Genomic DNA, 19,626 nt, shown 5'->3' on the forward strand with positions numbered 1-19,626 from the left:
GCGTATAATCGTCGGCAGCGTCAGATGTGTATAAGAGACAGCCCCCACCCTGTTCGACAGCGTCTTCCTCGGCGGTTTCGAATGCTCGACGCACCGGCGGCACGACGGGCGCCGGCTTGACCTGATCGCGGCGACCGGCCACGACCGGCTGGCCGCCGAGGACTACCGGCACATGGCCGCCCACGGCCTGCACAGCGTGCGCGACGGCGTGCGCTGGCACCTCATCGAGACCACGCCGGGCCACTACGACTGGTCCAGCCTGCTGCCCATGATCCGAGCGGCGCGGGAGGCCGGGGTCCAGGTGATCTGGGACCTCTGCCATTACGGCTGGCCGGACGACATCGACATCTGGCGGCCCGCCTTCGTGGAGCGCTTCGCCCGTTTCGCCGGGGCCACCGCCGCCTTGCTGCGCGATGAGGGCGTTGGTGAGGGCGTGGAGACGCCCGCCTATTGCCCGGTCAATGAAATCTCCTACTGGGCCTGGGCCGGCGGCGACATGAAGCGCTTCAACCCCATGGCCGAGCGCCGCGGGGCCGAACTCAAGCACCAACTCGTCCGCGCCAGCATCGCGGCCATCGACGCGATCCGCGCCGCCGACCCGCGCGCCCGCATCGTCCAGGTCGATCCGGTCATCAATGTGCTGCCACGCCCCGACCGCAAGGGCGACGCCGGAGCTGCGGAGGAGGCTAGGCTGGCCCAGTACGAGGCGTGGGACATGATCGGCGGCTACGCCTGGCCAGGGCTGGGCGGCAAGCCCGAGTATCTGGACGTCATCGGCGTCAACTACTACTCCGACAACCAGTGGTTCCTGAAGGGCGGCACCATCGGACGCGACGACCCGCGCTACCGCCCCTTCGCCGACATCCTGGCGGAGGTCCACCAGCGCTACGGCCGCCCGGTCCTGGTGGCCGAAACCGGCGCCGAGGGCGACGCCCGCGTGCCCTGGCTCGACTATGTGACGGGGGAGGTGATCACGGCCTTGAAGGCCGAGGTGCCGGTGGAGGGCGTCTGCCTCTACCCGATCCTCGACTATCCCGGCTGGGCCAACGACCGCCATTGCGAGACCGGCCTCTACGGCCTGTGCGACGAGCAGGGTGGGCGTTGCCTGTATCAGCCGCTGGCCGCCGCGTTGGAGCGCGGACAGGCCCGCATCGGCGCGCTGCTCGGCCAGCCGCAATCCACCCGGCCGGAACTCCAGGCGGCTCAATGAGCGGTTCGAGCAAGGACACCATCCCGGACCGTCCCGGCCGCTTCCTGATGCGCTACATCCGGCGGCGGCCCTGGTCGTTCGGCGGGCTGTTCTCGGTGATCGTGACGGCGGCGGGCTGTGCGGTCGCCGTGCAGTACGGGATGAAGCTGCTGATCGACGCCATGGCCTCTCCCGACCGGGGGGCGGCGGATGTCTGGACTCCGCTCGGCCTGTTCCTCGGCTTCATCGCGGCGGAGAACGTGCTGTGGCGGCTGGGCGGCTGGCTTGGTTGCCGGACCGTGCTGGCGACCGGCGTCGACATGCGGCTGGACCTGTTCCGGCACCTGACCGGCCATTCGATGCGCTACTTCTCGACGCATCTGGCCGGGTCGCTGGGCAACCGCATCGCCGCCACCGAGAACGCCGCCACCACCATCTTCCGCACCCTGACCTGGAGCATCGTCCCGCCGGTCACCGATTTCCTGGGGGCGGTGCTGGTGCTGCTGACCATCCATTGGGGCATGGCGGCGGCGTTGGTGATGTTCGCCGTGGTGGTCGCCGTCGCCATCGTCGGGCTGGGGCTGCGCGGCCGGACGGTGCACCACGCCTTCGCCGAACAGTCCGCCCGCACCAACGGCGAGCTGGTCGACGTGGTGTCCAACGTCTGGACGGTGAAGGCCTTCTCCGCCCGCGGCCGGGAGCGCGAGCGCCTGCGGCAGGCCTTCACGGTGGAGGCCGGGGCGCACCGCCGGAGCTGGATGCATCTGGAGAAGACCCGCGTCGTCCATGACGTCTGCCTGTGGGTGATGGCCGGATCGATGCTGCTGTGGGCGCTCCTGCTGTGGCGGGACGGCACGATCACCACCGGCGATGTGGTGATCGTCAGCGCGCTCACCTTCCGCATCCTGCACGGCTCCCGCGACCTCGCCTTCGCGCTGGTCACCGCCACCCAGCAGGTCAGCGCCATTGATGAGAGCCTGCGGGTGATCGCCCGCCCCCACGACGTGCTCGACCCCGTTCCCGCCGAACCCGCCAAGCCCGGCGGCGGCGCCATCGCGTTCGAGCGGGTCTCCTACCGCTATCCCGAAGGGCGCAAGGTGCTGGAGGATTTCAGCCTGACCATCCCGGCCGGGCAGAAGGTCGGTCTGGTCGGCCCGTCGGGAGCCGGCAAGTCCACCATCATCAGCCTGATCCAGCGATTGGACGACGTGCAGCGCGGCGACATCCTCATTGACGGTCAGCCGCTGACCACGCTCGCCCAGGACGACCTGCGGGCCAAGATCGCGGTGGTGCCCCAGGACATCGCTCTGTTCCACCGCCCGATCCTGGAGAACATCCGCTACGGCCGCCCCGACGCCAGCGACGAGGAGGTGTTCGAGGCCGCCCGCCACGCCTTCTGCGACGGTTTCATCCGGCAGTTGCCGGAGGGCTACGGCACGCTGGTCGGCGAACGCGGCGTGCGGCTGTCGGGCGGGCAGCGGCAGCGGCTGGGCATCGCCCGCGCCTTCCTGAAGAACGCGCCGATCCTGATCCTCGACGAGGCGACCTCGGCCCTCGACACCCAGTCGGAGCAGGAGATCCAGGCGGCGCTGGCCGATCTGGCCCAGGGGCGGACGGTGGTCGCGGTGGCGCACCGCCTGTCCACGGTGTCGGCCTTCGACCGCGTGCTGGTCCTGGTGGACGGCCGCATCGCGGAGGACGGCCACCCCACGGAGCTGCGGCGGCGCGGCGGACTTTTCAACTCCCTGTGGCAGCTCCAGGCGCAGGGCTTCGCGGCGGAGTAAATGACGTCCCCCGCACCGTGGCGCGGAGGCCGCATCAGCCGGAACGGTTAGAGAAAACCGCCCTTCGACGAGCTATCTTTCCGGGCGTTGTGTGTTAAGACACCAGACGCAACCTCGCCTCGGCCCGAAAGCTCGATGAAAGCCACGACCGACGATAGCAGCCTTGAACATCAAACCCTTATTCCGTGCAAAATCCGCGGAGCCGGCGTATGACCGACCTGCCGGTGATTGGCGGCAACTTGGATTTCCTGTCCGGCGGGGGCGAGATGGGAGAGCGGATGCGCTCCCACGACTGGGCATCCACGGCGCTCGGCCCGCCGGAGGGCTGGCCGCAGAGCCTGCGCACCATCGTCAGCGTCGTCCTCTCCTCCCGGCAGGCGATGTTCGTGGCCTGGGGGCCCGAGTTGGCCTTCCTCTACAACGACGGCTATGTGCCGATCTTCGGGGCCAAGCACCCGGAGGCGCTCGGCCGTCCGTTCGCGGAGGTGTGGTGGGACATCTGGCACCAGATCAAACCGCTGGTCGACCGCACGCTGTCCGGCGAAGCCTCCTGGTACGAGGATCTGCTGATCCCGATGGAGCGCCGGGGCTTCCGCGAGGACGCCTGGTTCACCTTCTCCTACACCCCGGTGCGGGGCGAGGACGGGCGCATTCCGGGGATGTTCTGCGCCGTCGTCGAGACGACCGCACAGGTGCTCGCCGCCCGGCGCACCGCCTTCCATCTGGAGCTGGAATCCCGGCTGCGCCAGCTCTCCGACCCTTTCGCGGTGGCGGCGGCGGCGGCGGAAGCCCTGGGGCGCCACCTGGGAGCCAGCCGCGTCGGTTACGGCGTGATGGACGAGACCGCGCGCTTTTTCACAACGGAGCGGAACTGGACCGACGGCAGCGTCGATCATCAGGCCGGCACCCATGACCTGCTGAGCTTCGGACCGGAACTTCTGGACACGCTGCGCGGCGGCGGGACGCTGACCATCCACGACACAGCGACGGACCCGCGATTCGCCGAGCCGGACCGCCAGGCCGCCTTCGCGGCGCTGAACCTCGCCTCCACCGTCACCACCAGCCTGGTGAAGAACGGGCGGATGGTCGCGGCCCTCTACATCCACGACCGCAAGGCGCGGCGCTGGCACCCGGACGAAGTCCGGCTGGTCGAGGAGGTGGCAGAGCGCACATGGTCCGCTCTGGAGCGCGCCCAGGCCGAGGAGTCGCTGCGCCGCGCCAACGCCCGGCTGGCCGCGGAGGGGGAGCAGATGCGCACCCTGTTCCGGCAGGCGCCCAACTTCATGTGTGTGCTGCGCGGCCCGGACCATGTGTTCGAACTGGCCAACGACTCCTACCGGCAACTGGTCGGCGATCGCCCCCTGATCGGCAAGCCGGTGCACGAGGCCATGCCGGAGGTCGCCGGGCAGGGCTTCTTCGAACTGCTGGGCCGCGTCTACGACAGCGGGAAGCCCTTCGTCGGGCACGCCCTGCCGGTGCGGGTCGTCCGCCAACCCGGCGCGCCCGTCGAGGTACGCTTCATCACCTTCATCTACCAGCCGATCAAGGACGCCGACGGGCGGGTGACCGGGATCTTCTGCGAAGGCAGCGACGTCACCGAGGCCAAGCGGGCCGAGGACGCGCTGCGCGACCTGAACGCCACGCTGGAGCAGCGCGTCGCCGAACGCACCGCCGACCGCGACCGCATGTGGCGCCTGTCCACCGATGTCATGCTGGTGGCGCGCTTCGACGGCGCCATCAGCGCGGTGAACCCGGCCTGGACCAGCCTGCTGGGCTGGTCGGAGGGCGAACTGGCGACGCGCAACTTCTTGGACTTCGTGCATCCGGACGATCTGGAGCGCACGCGGGCCGAGGCGGCACGGCTGGGCGCCGGGCACACCACGCCGCGCTTCGAGAACCGCTACCGCCACAAGGACGGGCGTTATCTCTGGCTGTCCTGGGTCGCCGTGCCGGACGACCGCTTCATCCACGCCGTGGGCCGCGACATTACCGCCCAGAAGGAGGCCGACGCCGCCCTGCGGCAGACCGAGGAGCAGCTTCGCCAAGCCCAGAAGATGGAGGCGGTCGGCCAGTTGACCGGCGGCGTGGCTCACGACTTCAACAATCTGCTCCAGGCGCTGGAAGGCTGCCTGTCGATGATCGGGCGCCGCACGGAGGAGCCGCAGGTCCACGCCCTGCTCGACGCCGGACAGCAGGCGGTGGGGCGCGGAGCCAAGCTGGTGCAGCAGCTCATGGCCTTCGCCCGGCGCGACAGCCTGCGCCCGGAATCCATCGGCGTGCGTGACCGGATGCTCGCCATGTCGGCCCTGCTGGAACGGGCGCTGCGCGCCGACATCGCGCTGGATCTCCGCCTTGGCGACGATCTCTGGCCCGTCGAGGTGGACCCGACCCAGTTCGAGTTGGCGGTCATCAACCTCGCCGTCAACGCGCGCGACGCCATGCCGTCCGGCGGGCGGCTGACGGTGGAGGCGGTCAACACGGTGTTTCCTCCGGGCGATCCGCGGGGGGTGGAGGGCGAATTCCTGCACCTGTCCGTGTCGGACACCGGCTGCGGCATGCCCGCCGCGGTGGCAGCCCGCGCCTTCGAGCCGTTCTTCACGACGAAGGACCTCGGTAAGGGGACGGGGCTGGGGCTGGCCCAGGTCTACGGCCTCGCCCGGCAGGCCGGCGGCACCGCCTGGATCGACAGCGCGCCGGACCGCGGCACGACGGTGCATCTTCTGCTCCGCCGCTCCGCCGTGACTCCGGCGGTGGAGCCCGCCCTGCCCGCCGCCATCGTGCCGCCGTCGGTTGGCGCGCGGCGCCACGGCCGCGTCCTCGTGGTGGAGGACGATCCCATCGTCGCCATGACCGTCAGCACGGCGCTGGAGGACGCCGGGTTCGCCGTGCTGTCCGCCGCGAACGCCGAGGAGGCGCTGCCCCACCTGGCGGACGACGGGGTCGACGTGCTGCTGAGCGACGTGGTGATGCCCGGTGGGATGAGCGGCATCGACCTGGCCCGCGAAGCCCGCGAGCGGCGACCCAGCCTGCCGGTCATCCTGGCGACCGGCTACAGCGAGGACATCGCCCGCGCCACCGGCATCCCGGTGCTGGCGAAGCCCTATCGGATCGACGAACTGGTCGGGCGGATCGACGCGATCCTGATGGGCCAAAACGAGGAATAAAAAGGTCGGGGAATAAAAAAGGCGGAGCCCCCAGGGGGACTCCGCCTTGGCCGGTCGCGATCCGGTTGGTCAGATGTGGTCGGAGGACAGGATGGCCTCGGCGTCGCCGCCGGTGCCGCGGCCCGGCAGGACCGCGTTCAGGACGACACCCATCAGCGCCGCCAGCGCCATCGAGGAGACGACGAAGCCGCCGTCGCCGAACTTCAGCGACGCCCCGCCAATGCCGATCACCAGGATGGTCGAGGAGATCAGCAGGTTGCGCTTGTCGCCCAGATCCACCTTGCCTTCGATCAGGGTGCGGATGCCCGAGGACGCGATGACGCCGAACAGGGCGATGGACACGCCGCCCATCACCGCCGTGGGGATGCTGGACAGGAAAGCCGACAGCTTGCCCACGAAACCCAGGATGATGGCGAGCGTCGCCGCCCCGCCGATCACCCAGACGCTGAACACGCGGGTCACCGCCAACACGCCGATGTTCTCACCGTAGGTCGTCGCCGGGGGACCGCCCAGCGCGCCCGCCACCATGGTCGCCACGCCGTCGCCGAACACCGAGCGGTGCAGGCCCGGATCGGCGATGAAGTTGCGGCCGACGACGCGGCTCAGCACGATCTGCCCGCCGATGTGCTCGGCGATGGTGACCAGCGCCACCGGCGCCACCAGCAGGATCATCGCCCAGGCCGAGACGCCCTCCTTCATGCCGGAGAACAGCAGGTGGAAGTCGGGCATCCGCAGGAAGGGCGCCGCGGCGACCGGTCCGAAGTCCACCATGCCGAAGACCACGCCCAGCGCATAGCCGGTCAGGATGCCCAGCAGGATCGGCACCACCGTGAAGAAGCCGCGCAGCACGATGGAGTAGAGGAAGATGCTGCCCAGCGTCGCCAGCGCCAGCAGGAAGTGCGGCAGGCTGTACTCGCCGCCGCCGGCGGTGTTCTGGGCCATGCCCACGGCGACCGAGGCGAGGCCGAGGCCGATCACCACGATCACCGGCCCGACGACGATGGGCGGCAGGATGGCCAGCAGCCAGCGCACGCCGAAGGCGCGGATCAGCAGGGCGACCGCCACATAGACCGCCCCCGCCGCACAGGCCCCGACCAGCGCGCCGCCGGTCCCGCCGATCTGGGTGGCGGCGACGATCGGGCCGATGAAGGCGAAGGAGGAGCCCAGATAGGCGGGCAGCCGCCATTTGGTGAAGGCCAGATAGATCAGGGTGCCCAGACCGCTGGTGACGAGCGCCACCGACGGGTCGAGACCGGTGAGGATCGGCACCAGCACGTTGGCGCCGAACATGGCGAACAGGTGCTGGAGGCTGAGCAGGAAAAAGGTGGCCGGGGGCGGACGGTCGTGGACGTCCAGCACCCGGTCGCGCGGGGCTGTCATGAACTGCGGTTCCCGTATCGGTGGTTGCGCGGCAAGGGTTACTCCGCGACGGCCTGCCCGGTCAAACGCCACCATGCGGAATTTTTCGGCACAAGGCCCCCACGAGGCCCGGGGGCACCGTCATAGGCGTGAAATCATTCCTTCGTTGCCTCACCATAGACCATTCGTTAGTATGATGTTTGATAAAAATTCCCGTGAATGGACATGAGACTGCGTTCCCGCACGCGATGCGGGTTTGAGCGCTTGCCTTTAGAGTGATTGACCGCATGGCCGACGAACTGTTTGCACAACTTTCAGACACCCTTTCGTCGGCGAAGACGGTGGAGGAGCTGACGCGGCCCCTGCTGTCGCTTCTGGAGCTGGTGACGGAGCTGGAGGCCACCTACCTCACCCGGATCGAGCTGGAACACGGCATCCAGCGCATTCTCTTCTCCTGCAACACCAAAACCCTGACCATTCCTGAAGGGCTGGCCGTTCCGTGGGAGGGCACGCTGTGCAAGCGGGCGCTCGACGAAGGGAAGCTCTACACCGACGACGTGCCCAACTGCTGGGGCGACTCCGAGGCAGCGGCGGCGCTGGGCATCCGCACCTATGTCAGCACGCCCGTCCATCTCGACGACGGCAGCCTGTTCGGCACGCTCTGCGCCGCCAGCTCGGAGCAAAAGCCGCTGACGCCCAAGGGAGAGCAGGTGCTGCGCCTGTTCGCCTCGCTGATCGCCCTTCACATCCAGCGCGAACAACTCCTGACCCAGTTCCGGGAATTGAACGCGGCGCTGGAATCCTATTCCTACACCGACGCGCTGACCGGTCTGCCGAACCGGCGCGCCGTGGTCGCGGAGTTGCACCGGCTGTTCGCCATGGCCGAGCGGGCCGGCCAGAGCGTGCTGATCGGCTTCATCGACCTGGACGGCTTCAAGGCCATCAACGACACCCATGGGCACGAGGCGGGCGACGAATTCTTGACCGAGGTGGGGCGGCGCATCGGCACGGGGCTGCGGGCGGGCGACACGCTGGGCCGGCTGGGCGGCGACGAGTTCATCATCGTCGGCATGGGCGCCACGCCCGGCGCCGAGGGGGATGACGCCGCCGACGCTCTGCGCGAGCGGGTGACACCGCTGATCCGCGGCGCCTACCGCCTGGGCGGTTGCGCCTTCGACTATCCCGGGGCGAGCGTCGGGGTGGTCAGCGCTGACCCCGGCACCACGACGCCCGACGACGCGCTGCGCGCCGCCGACGCCGCCATGTATGTTCAGAAGAAGACTCGGCGGGCCGCCCGGGCCTGAGGCCCAAGCCAGACGCCGCCCGCGGCGATTGCCGGCGCCTTACGGGCCGTTGGCCACGCTCCAGGGGTCGGGAGCGGTCACCTCGTAGGGCTGGGCGATGCCGCCCATCGACAGCGCATGGACCGAATTGCTGGTGAAGCCGCAGGCCTGTTCCGGATTCACGGCGGCGTTGGGACGGACGGCGTAGGGCCGCGGGGCGTCGGGCGACACCGAAGTGGCCTTGGTGCGCACGACCAGCCCATGGCCCGTCGGAACGCTCTGCTCCACCCAAATCCAGAGAACGTCCGGGTTGTCGCGGAAGCGGGCCAGCAGGGTGGACAGCGCCTCCGTGCAGGCGGCGTGGTCGAGCTGGTGGGCGCCGCGATCGATGATGGCCGAGGCCGGCCCGGACGAGGACGCGTCCGCGGGATTCCAGGTGAACGCCATGAGGCCGGACAGAGCGATGCCAGCGATGGAGGTTCCCCAGAGAACCCCGGCGTCGAAACCGGAATCACCGTGACGGCTGGAATGATCGCGCATCGTGGCCCCTCTACAAAACACTCAACCGCGGCAACCGGCGTCTGCAGTGTCCCCGTCTGTTTGACAGGAACGCAGGCCCGTGACCTTGATCCAGAACAAGCATTTTATAATGCTCGTCCGGTTCATTGCTTATTGTGCACCGCAACATCTGCCCGTCAACACCCACCGGAAGCATGGCAGGGCTGATTCCGCGCGCTTTCACGCCCGCGTGGCGATGAACGCGGCAATTTGCCGCTCCTCCGTGCCGGAGCACCGTGACGACCAGCGGATGCGCCGTCGGCCGGCAGGCTCCCAGACAACGGTCCCGGCGGCGACATGGTTCCCGTCGCCGTCCGATTCGCCAACAAAGTCAGTTGGTTATACTTACGCACATTCAGGATTACAAACGAAGCCCGTCCTTCAATCCCAGGCCCCGCAGAACGATTGCGAACGCGCGGATGCCATTCCCTTTCACCCGCGCCGCCGCCGCGCGCTATGGTGCGCCCGGCGACCGGTGGACCGGCAAGAGTCCGGGGCGCCCGCAAGACGAGCACAAAGACAAAGAGCACGAGAACCGGAAGGGACGAGCATGAGTGACGAGACCCCCAGCCGCCGCGCCGCCGCGGCCTTCGCCCAGACCGCGGACACCGCGACCCCCGTCGCCTTCGCCGATCTGGTGGCCCTTCTGGAGCGCATCTTCCGGCGCCACGGCGCGTCGGAGCGGGTGGCGGCGATCCTGGCGGAGAACTGCGCGTCCTGCGAGCGCGACGGCTCCACCAGCCACGGCGTGTTCCGCATCCCCGGCTATGTGGGCTCGCTGAAGAGCGGATGGGTGGACGGGCGGGCCGAACCGACGGTGGAGGAGGCCGGTCCCGCCTTCCTGCGCGTCGATGCCGCCAACGGCTTCACCCAGCCCGCCTTCCTGGCCGCCCGCGACCGTTTCCTGGAGATGGTGCGCGACAACGGCGTCGCCGTGATGGCGATCCGCAACTCCCACCATTTCAGCGCCCTGTGGCCGGACGTCGAGCCCTTCGCGCGGGAGGGGCTGGTGGCGCTCTCCTTCGTCAACAGCTTCGCCTGCGTCGTGCCGCCGGGCGGCAAGGCCGCCGTCTACGGCACCAACCCGATGGCCTTCGCCACCCCGGTGGCCGGCGGCGACCCGATGGTGTTCGACCAAGCGGCCAGCTCCATGGCCAACGGCGACGTGCGCATCGCGGCGCGCGAGGGGCACACCATCCCCGCCGGCTCCGGCGTGGATCGCGACGGCAAGCCGACCACCGACCCCAAGGCCGTCCTCGACGGCGGCGCCCTGCTGCCCTTCGGCGGTCACAAGGGCGGCTCCATCGCCTTCATGATCGAGGTTCTGGCGGCGGCGCTGACCGGCGGCAAATACTCGCGCGAGGTCGATTGGTCGGCCCATCCCGGCGCCGAGACGCCCTGCACCGGCCAGCTCTTCATCGTCATCGACCCGGAGCGCGGCGGGACCGGCGCCTTCGCCGACCGCGTCGCCGGCCTCATCGGGAACGTCAAGGAGGCGGGGCAGGACCGCATGCCGGGCGAGCGCCGCTACGCCCGCCGCGCCCGCACCCTGCGCGACGGCATCCCGCTGGCCCCCGCCCGGCTGGCCGAGCTGCGCGCCCTGGCCGGCGACGCCTGATACCGAAGGCGTTTGATGGCCTCCATCAAACGCCTTCGGTTCAAACCCGACAGCACATGGCGCAGCCATGTGCGAAAGGGTCATACGGCCGGCCGATCATGGAACTGTTCATGCGCTGGCCGTATGACGCCCCTTCCCCCCTTCAAACCCGGTCGGTTCCCGCCATGACGACGCCCACCATCGCCACCCTGTCCCGCCAGCTCGACGACGGCGCCACCACCAGCCGCCGGCTTGTCGACGCCGCCCTCGCCGCCATCGCGGCCGGAGGCGAGGAGGCGCGCAAGACCTACACCGCCCTGCACGCCGAGCCGGCCCGCGCGGCGGCGGACGCCCAGGACCTGCTGCGCCGGGCCGGGCAGCACCCCTCCCCGCTGGCCGGCCTGCCGATCTCGGTCAAGGACCTGTTCGACGAGGCCGGGCACGTCACGCGGGCCGGGTCGCGGGCGCTGGAGGGCGCCGCCCCCGCCGACCGCGACGCCGACGCGGTGGCCCGGCTGCGCGCCGCCGGGGCGGTGGTGGTGGGGCGGACCAACATGACGGAGTTCGCCTTCTCCGGCGTCGGCATCAACCCGCATTACGGCACCCCCGGCAACCCCGCCGATCCCGCGCGCATCCCCGGCGGCTCGTCGTCGGGCGCCGGGGTGTCGGTGGCGGCCGGCCATGTCCCGCTGGCGCTGGGCACCGACACCGGCGGCTCGGTCCGCATCCCGGCGGCGCTGTGCGGCATCGTCGGCTTCAAGCCGACGCAGCGCCGGGTGTCGCTGCGCGGCGCCCTGCCGCTGTCCTGGTCGCTGGATTCCATCGGGCCGCTTGCCCGGACGGTGGAGTGCTGCGCCATCGCCGACGCCGTCCTGGCCGGCGAGGCGGAGTGGGTGCCCCCGCCGGTCAGGCTGGCCGGGCTGCGCTTCGCCGTGCCGCAAACCGTGGTCCTGGATGGCATGGAGGACGCGGTGGCCGCCGCCTTCGACGCCGCCTGCCGCCGCCTGTCCGAGGCCGGGGCGCGCATCATCGACATCCCCATGGCGGAGCTGGCGGAAGTCGGCCCGGCCAACGCCAAGGGCGGCCTGCCCGCGGCGGAGGCGGCCCACTGGCACCGCGATCTGCTGGCGGAGAAGGGCGACCTCTACGATCCCCGCGTCCGCGTGCGGATCGAGCGCGGCCGGACCATGAGCGCCGCCGATTACATCGAGGTCACTCAGCGCCGCGCCGACCTGATCGCCCGCACCGACCGGACCACGGCGGACTACGACGCGCTGCTGATGCCGACCGTGCCGCTGCTGGCGCCGCGCATCGACGCCTTCGCCGATGATGCGGAGTTCGCACGGCTGAACCTGCTGCTGCTGCGCAACTGCGCGCTGTTCAATTTTCTGGACCGCTGCGCCATCAGCCTGCCGATGCAGCGCGCCGGCGACCTGCCCAGCGGCCTGATGCTGGTCGGCGCGGCGGGGGCCGACCGCCGTCTGCTGTCCATCGCCGCGGCGGTGGAACCGGTGGTGGGCGCCTGACGCGAGGGGGGCGGCGCAACCGCCCCTCCCAAGAGGCCCCCATCAAAACCCCAAGGCGCAGCCGTCCTTGCGGTGGTCCGAGCCGGCGATCAGCAGGCCGGCCGCGTGGTCGATCCAGATCGCCTGCCCACCGCCCATCGCCTCGTCCCGGCGGACCACCGCGTGGCCGCGGCGCGCCAGTTCCGCCGCGGTGTCCTCCGCCACGGTGGGTTCGATCTCCAGAACGCCGTTGAAGGCGAAGCTGCGCGGCTGGTCGATGGCGGTCTGGACGTCCAACCCGCGGTCGAGCAGCGCCGATACGAAGGCGCCGTGCCCGGCCGCCTGATAATGGCCGCCCATCACGCCGAAGGGGCAGACCGCGCGCCCGTCCTTGCGGATCAGGCCGGGGATGATGGTGTGCAGCGGGCGGCGGCGCGGCGCCAGGGCGTTGGGGTGCCCCTCAGTCAGGCGGAAGGAGGTGCCGCGGCTGTGCAGGAGGACGCCGGTCGCCGGGTCGAGCTGCACGCTGCCGAAGCTGTGGAAAATCGAGTTGATGAAGGAGATGGCGTTGCCGTCGCGGTCGACCACGCTGAGGCAGACCGTGTCCTTGTGCTCCGCCTCCGTCCACAGCGCGGGGGGCTGGGCGCGGGCCGGATTGATGCGGCGGCGCAGCGCCGCCGTCGCCTCCGCGGACAGCAGCGCCGCGGCGGCGTCCGGTCCGCCCTCCCCCACCAGGACGTCACGGTGGTGGTAGGCGAGCTTGGTCGCCTCGGCCTGCAGATGGTGGCGGTCCGCGTCGCCGACCGACGGCGACAGGTCGAAGCCGCCCAGCGCGTTCAGGATCATCAGCGCGGCGAGGCCCTGGCCGTTCGGCGGGCACTCGAGAATCTCATAGCCGCGGTAGTCGGTCGCGATGGGCGTCACATACTCCGCCCCGTCCTGCGCCGCCACGAAGTCGTCCAGCGTGTGCAACCCGCCGCGGGCGCGCAGGAAGCCGACCAGCGACTCCGCCGTCGCCCCCGTGTAGAAGGCCGCCGCCCCGTGCGCCGCGATGTCGCGCAGCCGCTGGCCGAGCAAGGGCTGGGCATGGCGTTCCCCGGCGCGCGGGGCGCGGCCACCGGGCAGGAAGACGGCGCGGCAGCCCTCGTCCGCCGCCAGAAGGGGGACCGCCGCCGCCCAATCCCGGGCCACCCGCGGGGAGACGCCGTAGCCCTCCTCGGCGTAGCGGATGGCGCGGAGGAAGATCCGGTCGAGCGGAAGCCGCCCGTGGTCGGCGTGCAGCCGCGTCCAGGCGGCGACGGCGCCCGGCACGGTGACCGCGTGGGCGCCGTGGCGCGGGATCTCGCCGGTGACGCCCAGCACGGCCAGACGCTCCACGCTCGCGGCGGCGGGAGCGCGCCCGCTGCCGTTCAGGGCGACCACCGGCCCGTTCGCCGGGGCGTAGAGGGCGAAGGCATCGCCGCCGATGCCGGTCATGTGCGGCTCGACCACGCATTGCACCGCGACGGCGGCGATGGCCGCGTCCACGGCGTTGCCGCCCGCCGCCAGGATCTCAAGGGCCGCCGCGCTCGCCAGCGGGTGCGAGGTGGCCACCGCGGCCTCCGCCGCCACCAGCGCCGACCGTCCGGGCCGGCAGAAGTCACGCATCACGATGGAAGCCTCCGGACCGGGGAAGAGGATCAATGGGGGCTGCGGCGCAGGGGGACCACGCGGCGTCCCCGCACCTCCGGCTCTTCCGCGCCGTGGGCGTGCACCTTCTTGAGTTGGATGACGTAACGCTCGGCGCCGTTGACCATCACGGCGATGACGGTCGGCCCGTTCGCCCAGTCGCTGGGCACGAGGTGAAGTTCCTTGATGCGCGCGGTTCCGGCGGTCAGCTCCGCAAGGTCGAGAACCTCGTCCCCGGCGCGAAACCCCAGATATTCATCAACGATCATGGCGTCCGGCGGCAGTGTCTTGGCGGCAGTGTTCCCAAGCCTACCAGCACCGCGGGCGGCGGGCCACCGTACAGGCCGCCGCCCGGCGCTTTTTCATAGAAGACCTTACGGACGGCGCGTCAGGTGGCAAAACGAGTCATATGGCAAAACGAGTCATATGATTGTCCCAGCGGAAGTCGGCCAGCCGCAGGCCGTCGCCCGGCAGGTCCGGCGCCGCGCCGACGGTCCGGAGATTGCCCAGCCCGCTGCTCGCCAGGAAGCCGTCGCCGTCCGGGGCAATGCCGCAGCCGTCGGGCAGCGCCGCCGACCCCAGCCACGCGCCGGTGGCGTCGTCCCACAGCCCGATGATGCCGCCCTTGGGCGAACTGGCCGCGACCTTGCCCTTGTCGGCGGCGACGCTGCCGATGTAGCCCTCGAAGCGGGACAGCTCGTCGTCCGGCGTCTCGAACAGGCGCACCGCGCCGCCACCCGGACGGTGCGTGCCGGTCAGCGGCTGGAGCATGCCGACGGGCCGCTCGTCCTGCGCGCCGAAGGCAATGCCGCCGTCGGCCAGAGCGGCGATGTGGCGGATGCCGAGATTCGCGTGCTCCTCCGGCAGGCGCACCTGATCGAGCAGCTTCCCGCTCGCCACGTCGACGTAGGTGATGGAGGAGTCCATCTCGTCCAGGTTCAGCTTGGCCCGACCGGTGTCAGGGTGGGTGATGACGCCGCCGTTGCCGACCGCCAGGACCGTGCCGTCCGCGATCATCAGAAGCTCGTGCGGTCCCAGCCCGTGGGTCGGCATCGCGCCGACACGGCGGTAGCCGTCCATCGCGTCGTAGACGCCGATCGACCCGGTCTCGCGCGGCACATCGTCCTCCGCCACGTAGAGCAGCCGCCCGTCGGTGGAGAAGGCGCCATGGCCGGTGAAGCGGCGGTCCTCCGGCGCGCGGATCACCGGCCCCGGGTGCCCGTCAACCAAGGACAGCGGCATGAACCAGCGCCCCGGACGGCGGGCGAAGGCGACCGCCTCGGCCCGCGTCGGGTGCGGGACGATGCCATGGGCGCGGCCCGGAGTCGGGGTGGTGAAGCGCACGCCGCCCGCCCCGTCCAGCGCCGCCACGCCATACTCCGGCGATGCCGTCGCGGTGGCGTAGGCGTTGAGGAACAGCGTGCCCCCCGCGGTCTCCGCCCGCGCCGGCCCCAGGAGGGCACCAAGCAGCCCTCCTCCAAGCAGGCCGCCGCCAATCAGCAGCAGGGTGCCCCGGCGGGTCGCGTCCATCGCTCAGTCTCCATCCAGTTCATTGAAGCCGATGCTGATGTCCAGCAGCGGCGCCACCGTGCCGGTCAGCAGGTTGCGCAGGTCCTTGGCCCGTTGCAGGGTGGCCTCCACGGTCTTGCGCTTGGCCGGATCGGTGACGGCGACGTTGATCGGGGCGGGGATCGCCTCGGCGGCGCGGATCGCGGCGGTGAAGCCCTCCTCCAGCGCGCGGCGGGCCTGGGTCCCGGCGTCGCCGGCGGGCAGCGGCGCGGTCAGGCCGGGACCGCCGCCCTCGCCCAGCAGCAGCGCGCGCAGCGCCTCCAGGTTGATGCGGACGTTGCGCGCCGACTGGCCGCTGCGCAGCGCCTCGGCCACCGCGGGCTTGGCTTCCCCGGCGTTGGGGCCGAGCGGCGCCAGCAGCTTCTGGTCGGCGACCACCTGCAGGGCGGTGAGCGCCCCGGTGAACAGGACGTTGACCGCGGACCCGGCGCCGGGGCCGAGCGCGGTCTGTTCCCCGGCGGTCAGCGGCGCCTCCAGCGCCTTCCAGCCGTCGCGGACCTCGCGGGTGATGGCGAGGACGTTCTGCGCCACCGCGGCGGCCAGCGCGCCGCGGAAGCGTCCGGCCTCATCCCCCTGGAAACCAGCGGCGGTGACGCCCTCGTCGAACAGCAGCCGCTCCAGCGCGGTCAGCCCCTGCACCGCGGCGCTCTGGCGGGCCAGCCCGCCCGGCTCCAGCAGCTTCGGATCGCGGGCCTTGAGCATGGCGAGGATCTGGCGCTGCACCACCCCGGCCCGCTCCGGCCAGAAGGCGATGCGGTCGGCGCGCAGCTCCATCGACAGCGGGCCGGCGCGCAGGTGCTGGACGCCGGCCCAAGCCTCGTAAACGGCGCGGTGGGCGGCGCGGCAGCTTTCCAGCCCGTCCGCCGTCGGCGCCGCGGTGAACTGGGCCAGCCGCTCCGCGTAGATGCCGGCGGCACCGGCCAGCGCGTCGAAGCGCGGCAGGGCGTGGGTTCGGACCAGACCGCCCAGCACGGCGGCGTCCCCCGCCGGCTCCCGCGCCGCCAGGGCGAGCTTGCCCGGCAGGAGGATCGACAGGGCGGCGGCCGACATCAGGCCGATCATGCGGCGGCGTTGCATCTCATCACCTATGCCATTCAAACCGTGTGGACTTTAGAGCCCCAGAACGAAACGCACCAACTTTTCGCGGTCGCCGCGCGGCAGGGCCATGAAGGCGCCGCGCGCCCTGTCCGCCTCGCCGCCGTGCCAAAGGATGGCCTCGGTCACGCTGCGCGCCCGCCCGTCGTGGAGCAGGGCCAGTGTGCCGTCGGACTCCGCCAGCCGCTTCATCCCCCACAGCGGCGTCGTGCGCCAGTCGCGGCCCCGCGCCTCGCCCATCGCCACGCCGTCGGCCAGATCCTCGCCCAGGTCGTGGAGAAGCAGGTCGCTGTAGGGGAAGATCGTCCGGCGGGACAGCGCGGGATGCGCGGCGTCTTCCGCCGTGGTGAAGGAGGGGCGGTGGCAGGACGCGCAGCCGGTGGCGGCGAACAGCGCGCTGCCCGCCGTGTCATGCGGCGCCTCCAGCCCGCCGTCGGGCGGCAGGGTGCGCAGATAACCGTCGATCAGCCCGATCACCGTGGAGGGGATCTCCAGCCCCTCATACTGCGGGGAGTCGCCGTGCGGGGCGTTCCGGCATTCGGTCTGCGCCGGGGTGCAGTCGCCCCAGGGCTCGGGATAGGCCGGGGTCGACATGCCGATGTCGAGGCTGAAGGCCTCAGAATTCTGGCGGTGCAGCGTCGGGTGGACGGCCTTCCAACCGAAGCGGCCGAGTTGCCGTGTGCCCTCCGGCGCCACCCAGTTGGGGCGTCCGGCGATGCCGTCGCCGTCGCGGTCCTCCGGATCGGCGCCGGACAGGATGTCGGCCTCGGGAATGCGCTCCAGCAGGCCCATGCCGCGCACGGACGGGGCGATGCGGGCGGAGATCGCCGTTGCCTCGGCCAGCGGTCCGTAATTGAGGTCGGTGACGGTCACCAGCGGGCGGCGCAGCGTCGCCGTGTCGCCGTCGGGGAATCGCACCGTCTCCTCGCGGTAGGTCAGGACGGGCTTGCCCTCGATGGCGAAGCCGAGCACCGCGTTGGTCTGGATCTGCCGCCCATAGACGGGATCGCCACTGAGCTTCAGCGCGTAGCCGACGCCGCGGTCGTCGGGCGTATCGGGGTCGGGCGGGCGCCCCTGACGGGCCGCCGGATGGCAGGCGGCGCAGGAGCGGGCGTCGTAGAGCGGACCCAGCCCGTCGTTGGCGTGCGTCACCGTGGGGGCGCTGACCCACATCCTCCGGAACAGCTTTTCGCCGATCCGGGCGTCGAGGTCGCCCGCCACCGCCGGCAGGGCCGGCAGCAGAGCGAGCAGGAAGGCGAGGCGGGCTTTCATCGGTCGGGCGGGCATCGGTCGGGCGGAGTGCCCCATTTCATAAAGACGAAAAGGCCGGGCTGCGGTCCCTCCCCCGCGCGGGCGGTCGGCGGGGAGCGGACAACGCCGCCCCACGCGGGAAAGAGGGACCGCAACCCGTGGCCCGCCGGCTTACTTGCCGACGGCCGACGGGTTGTCGAGGCTGTCCGAACCGGCCAGCTCGACCGAGACGCCCAGGGCGGCGACGACGCCTTCCAGGGCCTTCTTCTGGTCGACCAGACGGTCCACCGCGGTCGAAATGATCGCGTTGCCCTCGGCGTTGTCGGTGCCGATCATCTGATCGTAGGCCATCTTGCCGCTGTCGGCGGTGTCCTTCATGACCTTCATCGCGGCGGTGGTGGCGGTCATCGCCTCCTTCACCTTGGCGTCGGCCTCCGGCGCGGTGGCGGCGACATACTGCGACAGCGACGGGCCGGTCACGACCTTGCCGTCCACGCGGGTGTAGCGGCCGCTGTAGACGTTGACCATGCCGATCTGGTCGTAATAGTGTGAGTTGTGGGTGTTGTCGGAGAAGCAGTCATGCTCCTCCTCCGGATCGTGCAGCATGAGGCCGAGCTTCATGCGCTCGCCGGCCAGCTCGCCGTAGCTGAGGCTGCCGAGGCCGGTCAGGATGCGGGCAACGCCCTCCGACTCCTTGGCCTTGGCGACGGACGCGCGGGCCTTGCCCTTGGCGCCCCAGGCCTTGGCCATCTCCTCCAGATCCTCGACCAGCATCTGGGTGGCGACGGTCAGGAACTGGGCGCGGCGGTCGCAGTTGCCGTTGGTGCAGTCCTTGCCCTTGGCGTAGTCGGTCGCCTTACGGTCGCCGGCTCCCGGACCCGTGCCGTTCAGGTCCTGGCCCCACAGCAGGAACTCGACGGCGTGGTAGCCGGTCGCCACGTTGGCCTCGACCTTGCCGGCCTCGTGCAGCTTGTCGGCCAGCAGCTCCTTGGTGATCTTGCGGGCGTCGATGGTCTTGTCGCCGGCCTTGATCTTCGGGTTGGCGATCACGTTGGCCTTGGCAAACGGGTTGCTGTCGCCGCCGGCGTAGCCGTCGTCCACATAGTCGATCAGGCCCTCGTCCAGCGGCCAGGCGTTGACCTTGCCTTCCCACTCGTCGACGATCGGGTTGCCGAAGCGGAAGGCCTCGGTCTGCATGTAGGGGACGCGGGCGTTCAGCCACGCCGTGCGGGCGGCGGCCAGCGTCGCCTCCGACGGGTTGGCCACCAGCGCGTCGACGGCCTTCTTCAGCGCCTTGGCGGTGCTGGCGGAGTCCTCGTAGCTGGCCTGGGCGATGTCGGCGTAGGTCTTCACCACGTCCTTGTAGGCGGGCTTGGACGACTGGGCGTCGGCGGCGAGCGGCGCCAGCGCGATGAGAGCCGCGGCGGCAAGGCCGGAGGCGTGCTTGAACATGAAGGTCTCCTCAAGCGTCGGTGATCGTTGGCGTGAGAGCCATGAAAGTGCGAAGCATTCTCAACATGCGCCGCTAATCACTCTTATTGTCAAGATGCAATTGCCAAGCAGGCTGCGCATTGCCGAATTTGCGGCGGACGGCGGGGCCATCG

The 19,626-nt window shown here is 70.8% G+C and carries 14 protein-coding genes; 6 read left to right on the plus strand and 8 right to left on the minus strand.

The window, feature by feature from the left end; genetic code table 11:
• Window positions 1-172: 172 nt before the first annotated feature.
• The 3 genes from Q4I23_RS08285 (at window position 173) to Q4I23_RS08295 (ending at window position 6,137) form a co-directional block, all read left to right on the plus strand.
• Window positions 173-1,210 (plus strand): beta-glucosidase, encoded by a 1,038-nt coding sequence (locus Q4I23_RS08285; RefSeq protein WP_498525893.1) that lies wholly within the window; start codon window positions 173-175, stop codon window positions 1,208-1,210.
• On the plus strand, window positions 1,207-2,973 hold the full coding sequence (locus Q4I23_RS08290) for an ABC transporter ATP-binding protein (RefSeq protein WP_498525894.1): 1,767 nt from the start codon (window positions 1,207-1,209) through the stop codon (window positions 2,971-2,973). Before Q4I23_RS08285 ends, Q4I23_RS08290 begins: the two co-directional genes overlap by 4 nt.
• 209 nt (window positions 2,974-3,182) lie before the next feature.
• On the plus strand, window positions 3,183-6,137 hold the full coding sequence (locus Q4I23_RS08295; RefSeq protein WP_498525895.1) for a PAS domain-containing protein: 2,955 nt from the start codon (window positions 3,183-3,185) through the stop codon (window positions 6,135-6,137).
• A 69-nt stretch (window positions 6,138-6,206) separates the two neighbouring features.
• Here Q4I23_RS08295 and Q4I23_RS08300 read toward each other — a convergent pair whose 3' ends face one another.
• Complete coding sequence (locus tag Q4I23_RS08300) at window positions 6,207-7,517, minus strand: solute carrier family 23 protein (protein WP_237908103.1); 1,311 nt, start codon at window positions 7,515-7,517, stop codon at window positions 6,207-6,209.
• A 266-nt stretch (window positions 7,518-7,783) separates the two neighbouring features.
• On the opposite strand from Q4I23_RS08300, the gene Q4I23_RS08305 reads away from it, so the two are divergent.
• Entirely contained in the window at window positions 7,784-8,800 is a 1,017-nt protein-coding gene (locus tag Q4I23_RS08305) for a sensor domain-containing diguanylate cyclase (protein WP_498525896.1), read from the plus strand.
• A 39-nt stretch (window positions 8,801-8,839) separates the two neighbouring features.
• On the opposite strand, the gene Q4I23_RS08310 is transcribed toward Q4I23_RS08305, so the two are convergent.
• Complete coding sequence (locus tag Q4I23_RS08310) at window positions 8,840-9,319, minus strand: hypothetical protein (RefSeq protein ID WP_498525897.1); 480 nt, start codon at window positions 9,317-9,319, stop codon at window positions 8,840-8,842.
• A 568-nt stretch (window positions 9,320-9,887) separates the two neighbouring features.
• Here Q4I23_RS08310 and Q4I23_RS08315 point away from each other — a divergent pair.
• Complete coding sequence (locus Q4I23_RS08315; RefSeq protein ID WP_498525898.1) at window positions 9,888-10,955, plus strand: Ldh family oxidoreductase; 1,068 nt, start codon at window positions 9,888-9,890, stop codon at window positions 10,953-10,955.
• A gap of 164 nt (window positions 10,956-11,119) precedes the next feature.
• The gene (locus Q4I23_RS08320; RefSeq protein ID WP_498525899.1) at window positions 11,120-12,460 is read left to right on the plus strand and encodes an amidase; all 1,341 of its coding nucleotides are present in this window, start codon (window positions 11,120-11,122) and stop codon (window positions 12,458-12,460) included.
• Between the two features lie 42 nt (window positions 12,461-12,502).
• Here Q4I23_RS08320 and Q4I23_RS08325 read toward each other — a convergent pair whose 3' ends face one another.
• The 6 genes from Q4I23_RS08325 to Q4I23_RS08350 all read right to left on the minus strand — a co-directional run bounded on the left by Q4I23_RS08325 (window position 12,503) and on the right by Q4I23_RS08350 (window position 19,474).
• Window positions 12,503-14,086, minus strand: coding sequence for a gamma-glutamyltransferase family protein (locus tag Q4I23_RS08325; protein WP_498525917.1), 1,584 nt, complete (start codon window positions 14,084-14,086; stop codon window positions 12,503-12,505).
• Window positions 14,087-14,118: 32 nt separating this feature from the next.
• Window positions 14,119-14,376 (minus strand): hypothetical protein, encoded by a 258-nt coding sequence (locus Q4I23_RS08330; protein ID WP_149167507.1) that lies wholly within the window; start codon window positions 14,374-14,376, stop codon window positions 14,119-14,121.
• A gap of 136 nt (window positions 14,377-14,512) precedes the next feature.
• The gene (locus tag Q4I23_RS08335) at window positions 14,513-15,637 is read right to left on the minus strand and encodes a DUF1513 domain-containing protein (RefSeq protein ID WP_498525900.1); all 1,125 of its coding nucleotides are present in this window, start codon (window positions 15,635-15,637) and stop codon (window positions 14,513-14,515) included.
• A 3-nt stretch (window positions 15,638-15,640) separates the two neighbouring features.
• Window positions 15,641-16,753 (minus strand): imelysin family protein, encoded by a 1,113-nt coding sequence (locus Q4I23_RS08340; protein WP_498525901.1) that lies wholly within the window; start codon window positions 16,751-16,753, stop codon window positions 15,641-15,643.
• A 33-nt stretch (window positions 16,754-16,786) separates the two neighbouring features.
• On the minus strand, window positions 16,787-18,043 hold the full coding sequence (locus Q4I23_RS08345; protein WP_498525902.1) for a di-heme oxidoredictase family protein: 1,257 nt from the start codon (window positions 18,041-18,043) through the stop codon (window positions 16,787-16,789).
• A gap of 150 nt (window positions 18,044-18,193) precedes the next feature.
• Window positions 18,194-19,474, minus strand: a complete 1,281-nt coding sequence (locus Q4I23_RS08350) for an imelysin family protein (protein WP_454020661.1) — start codon at window positions 19,472-19,474, stop codon at window positions 18,194-18,196.
• Window positions 19,475-19,626 lie beyond the last annotated feature (152 nt).

This window comes from Azospirillum sp. UFLA03-27, from assembly GCF_059803775.1.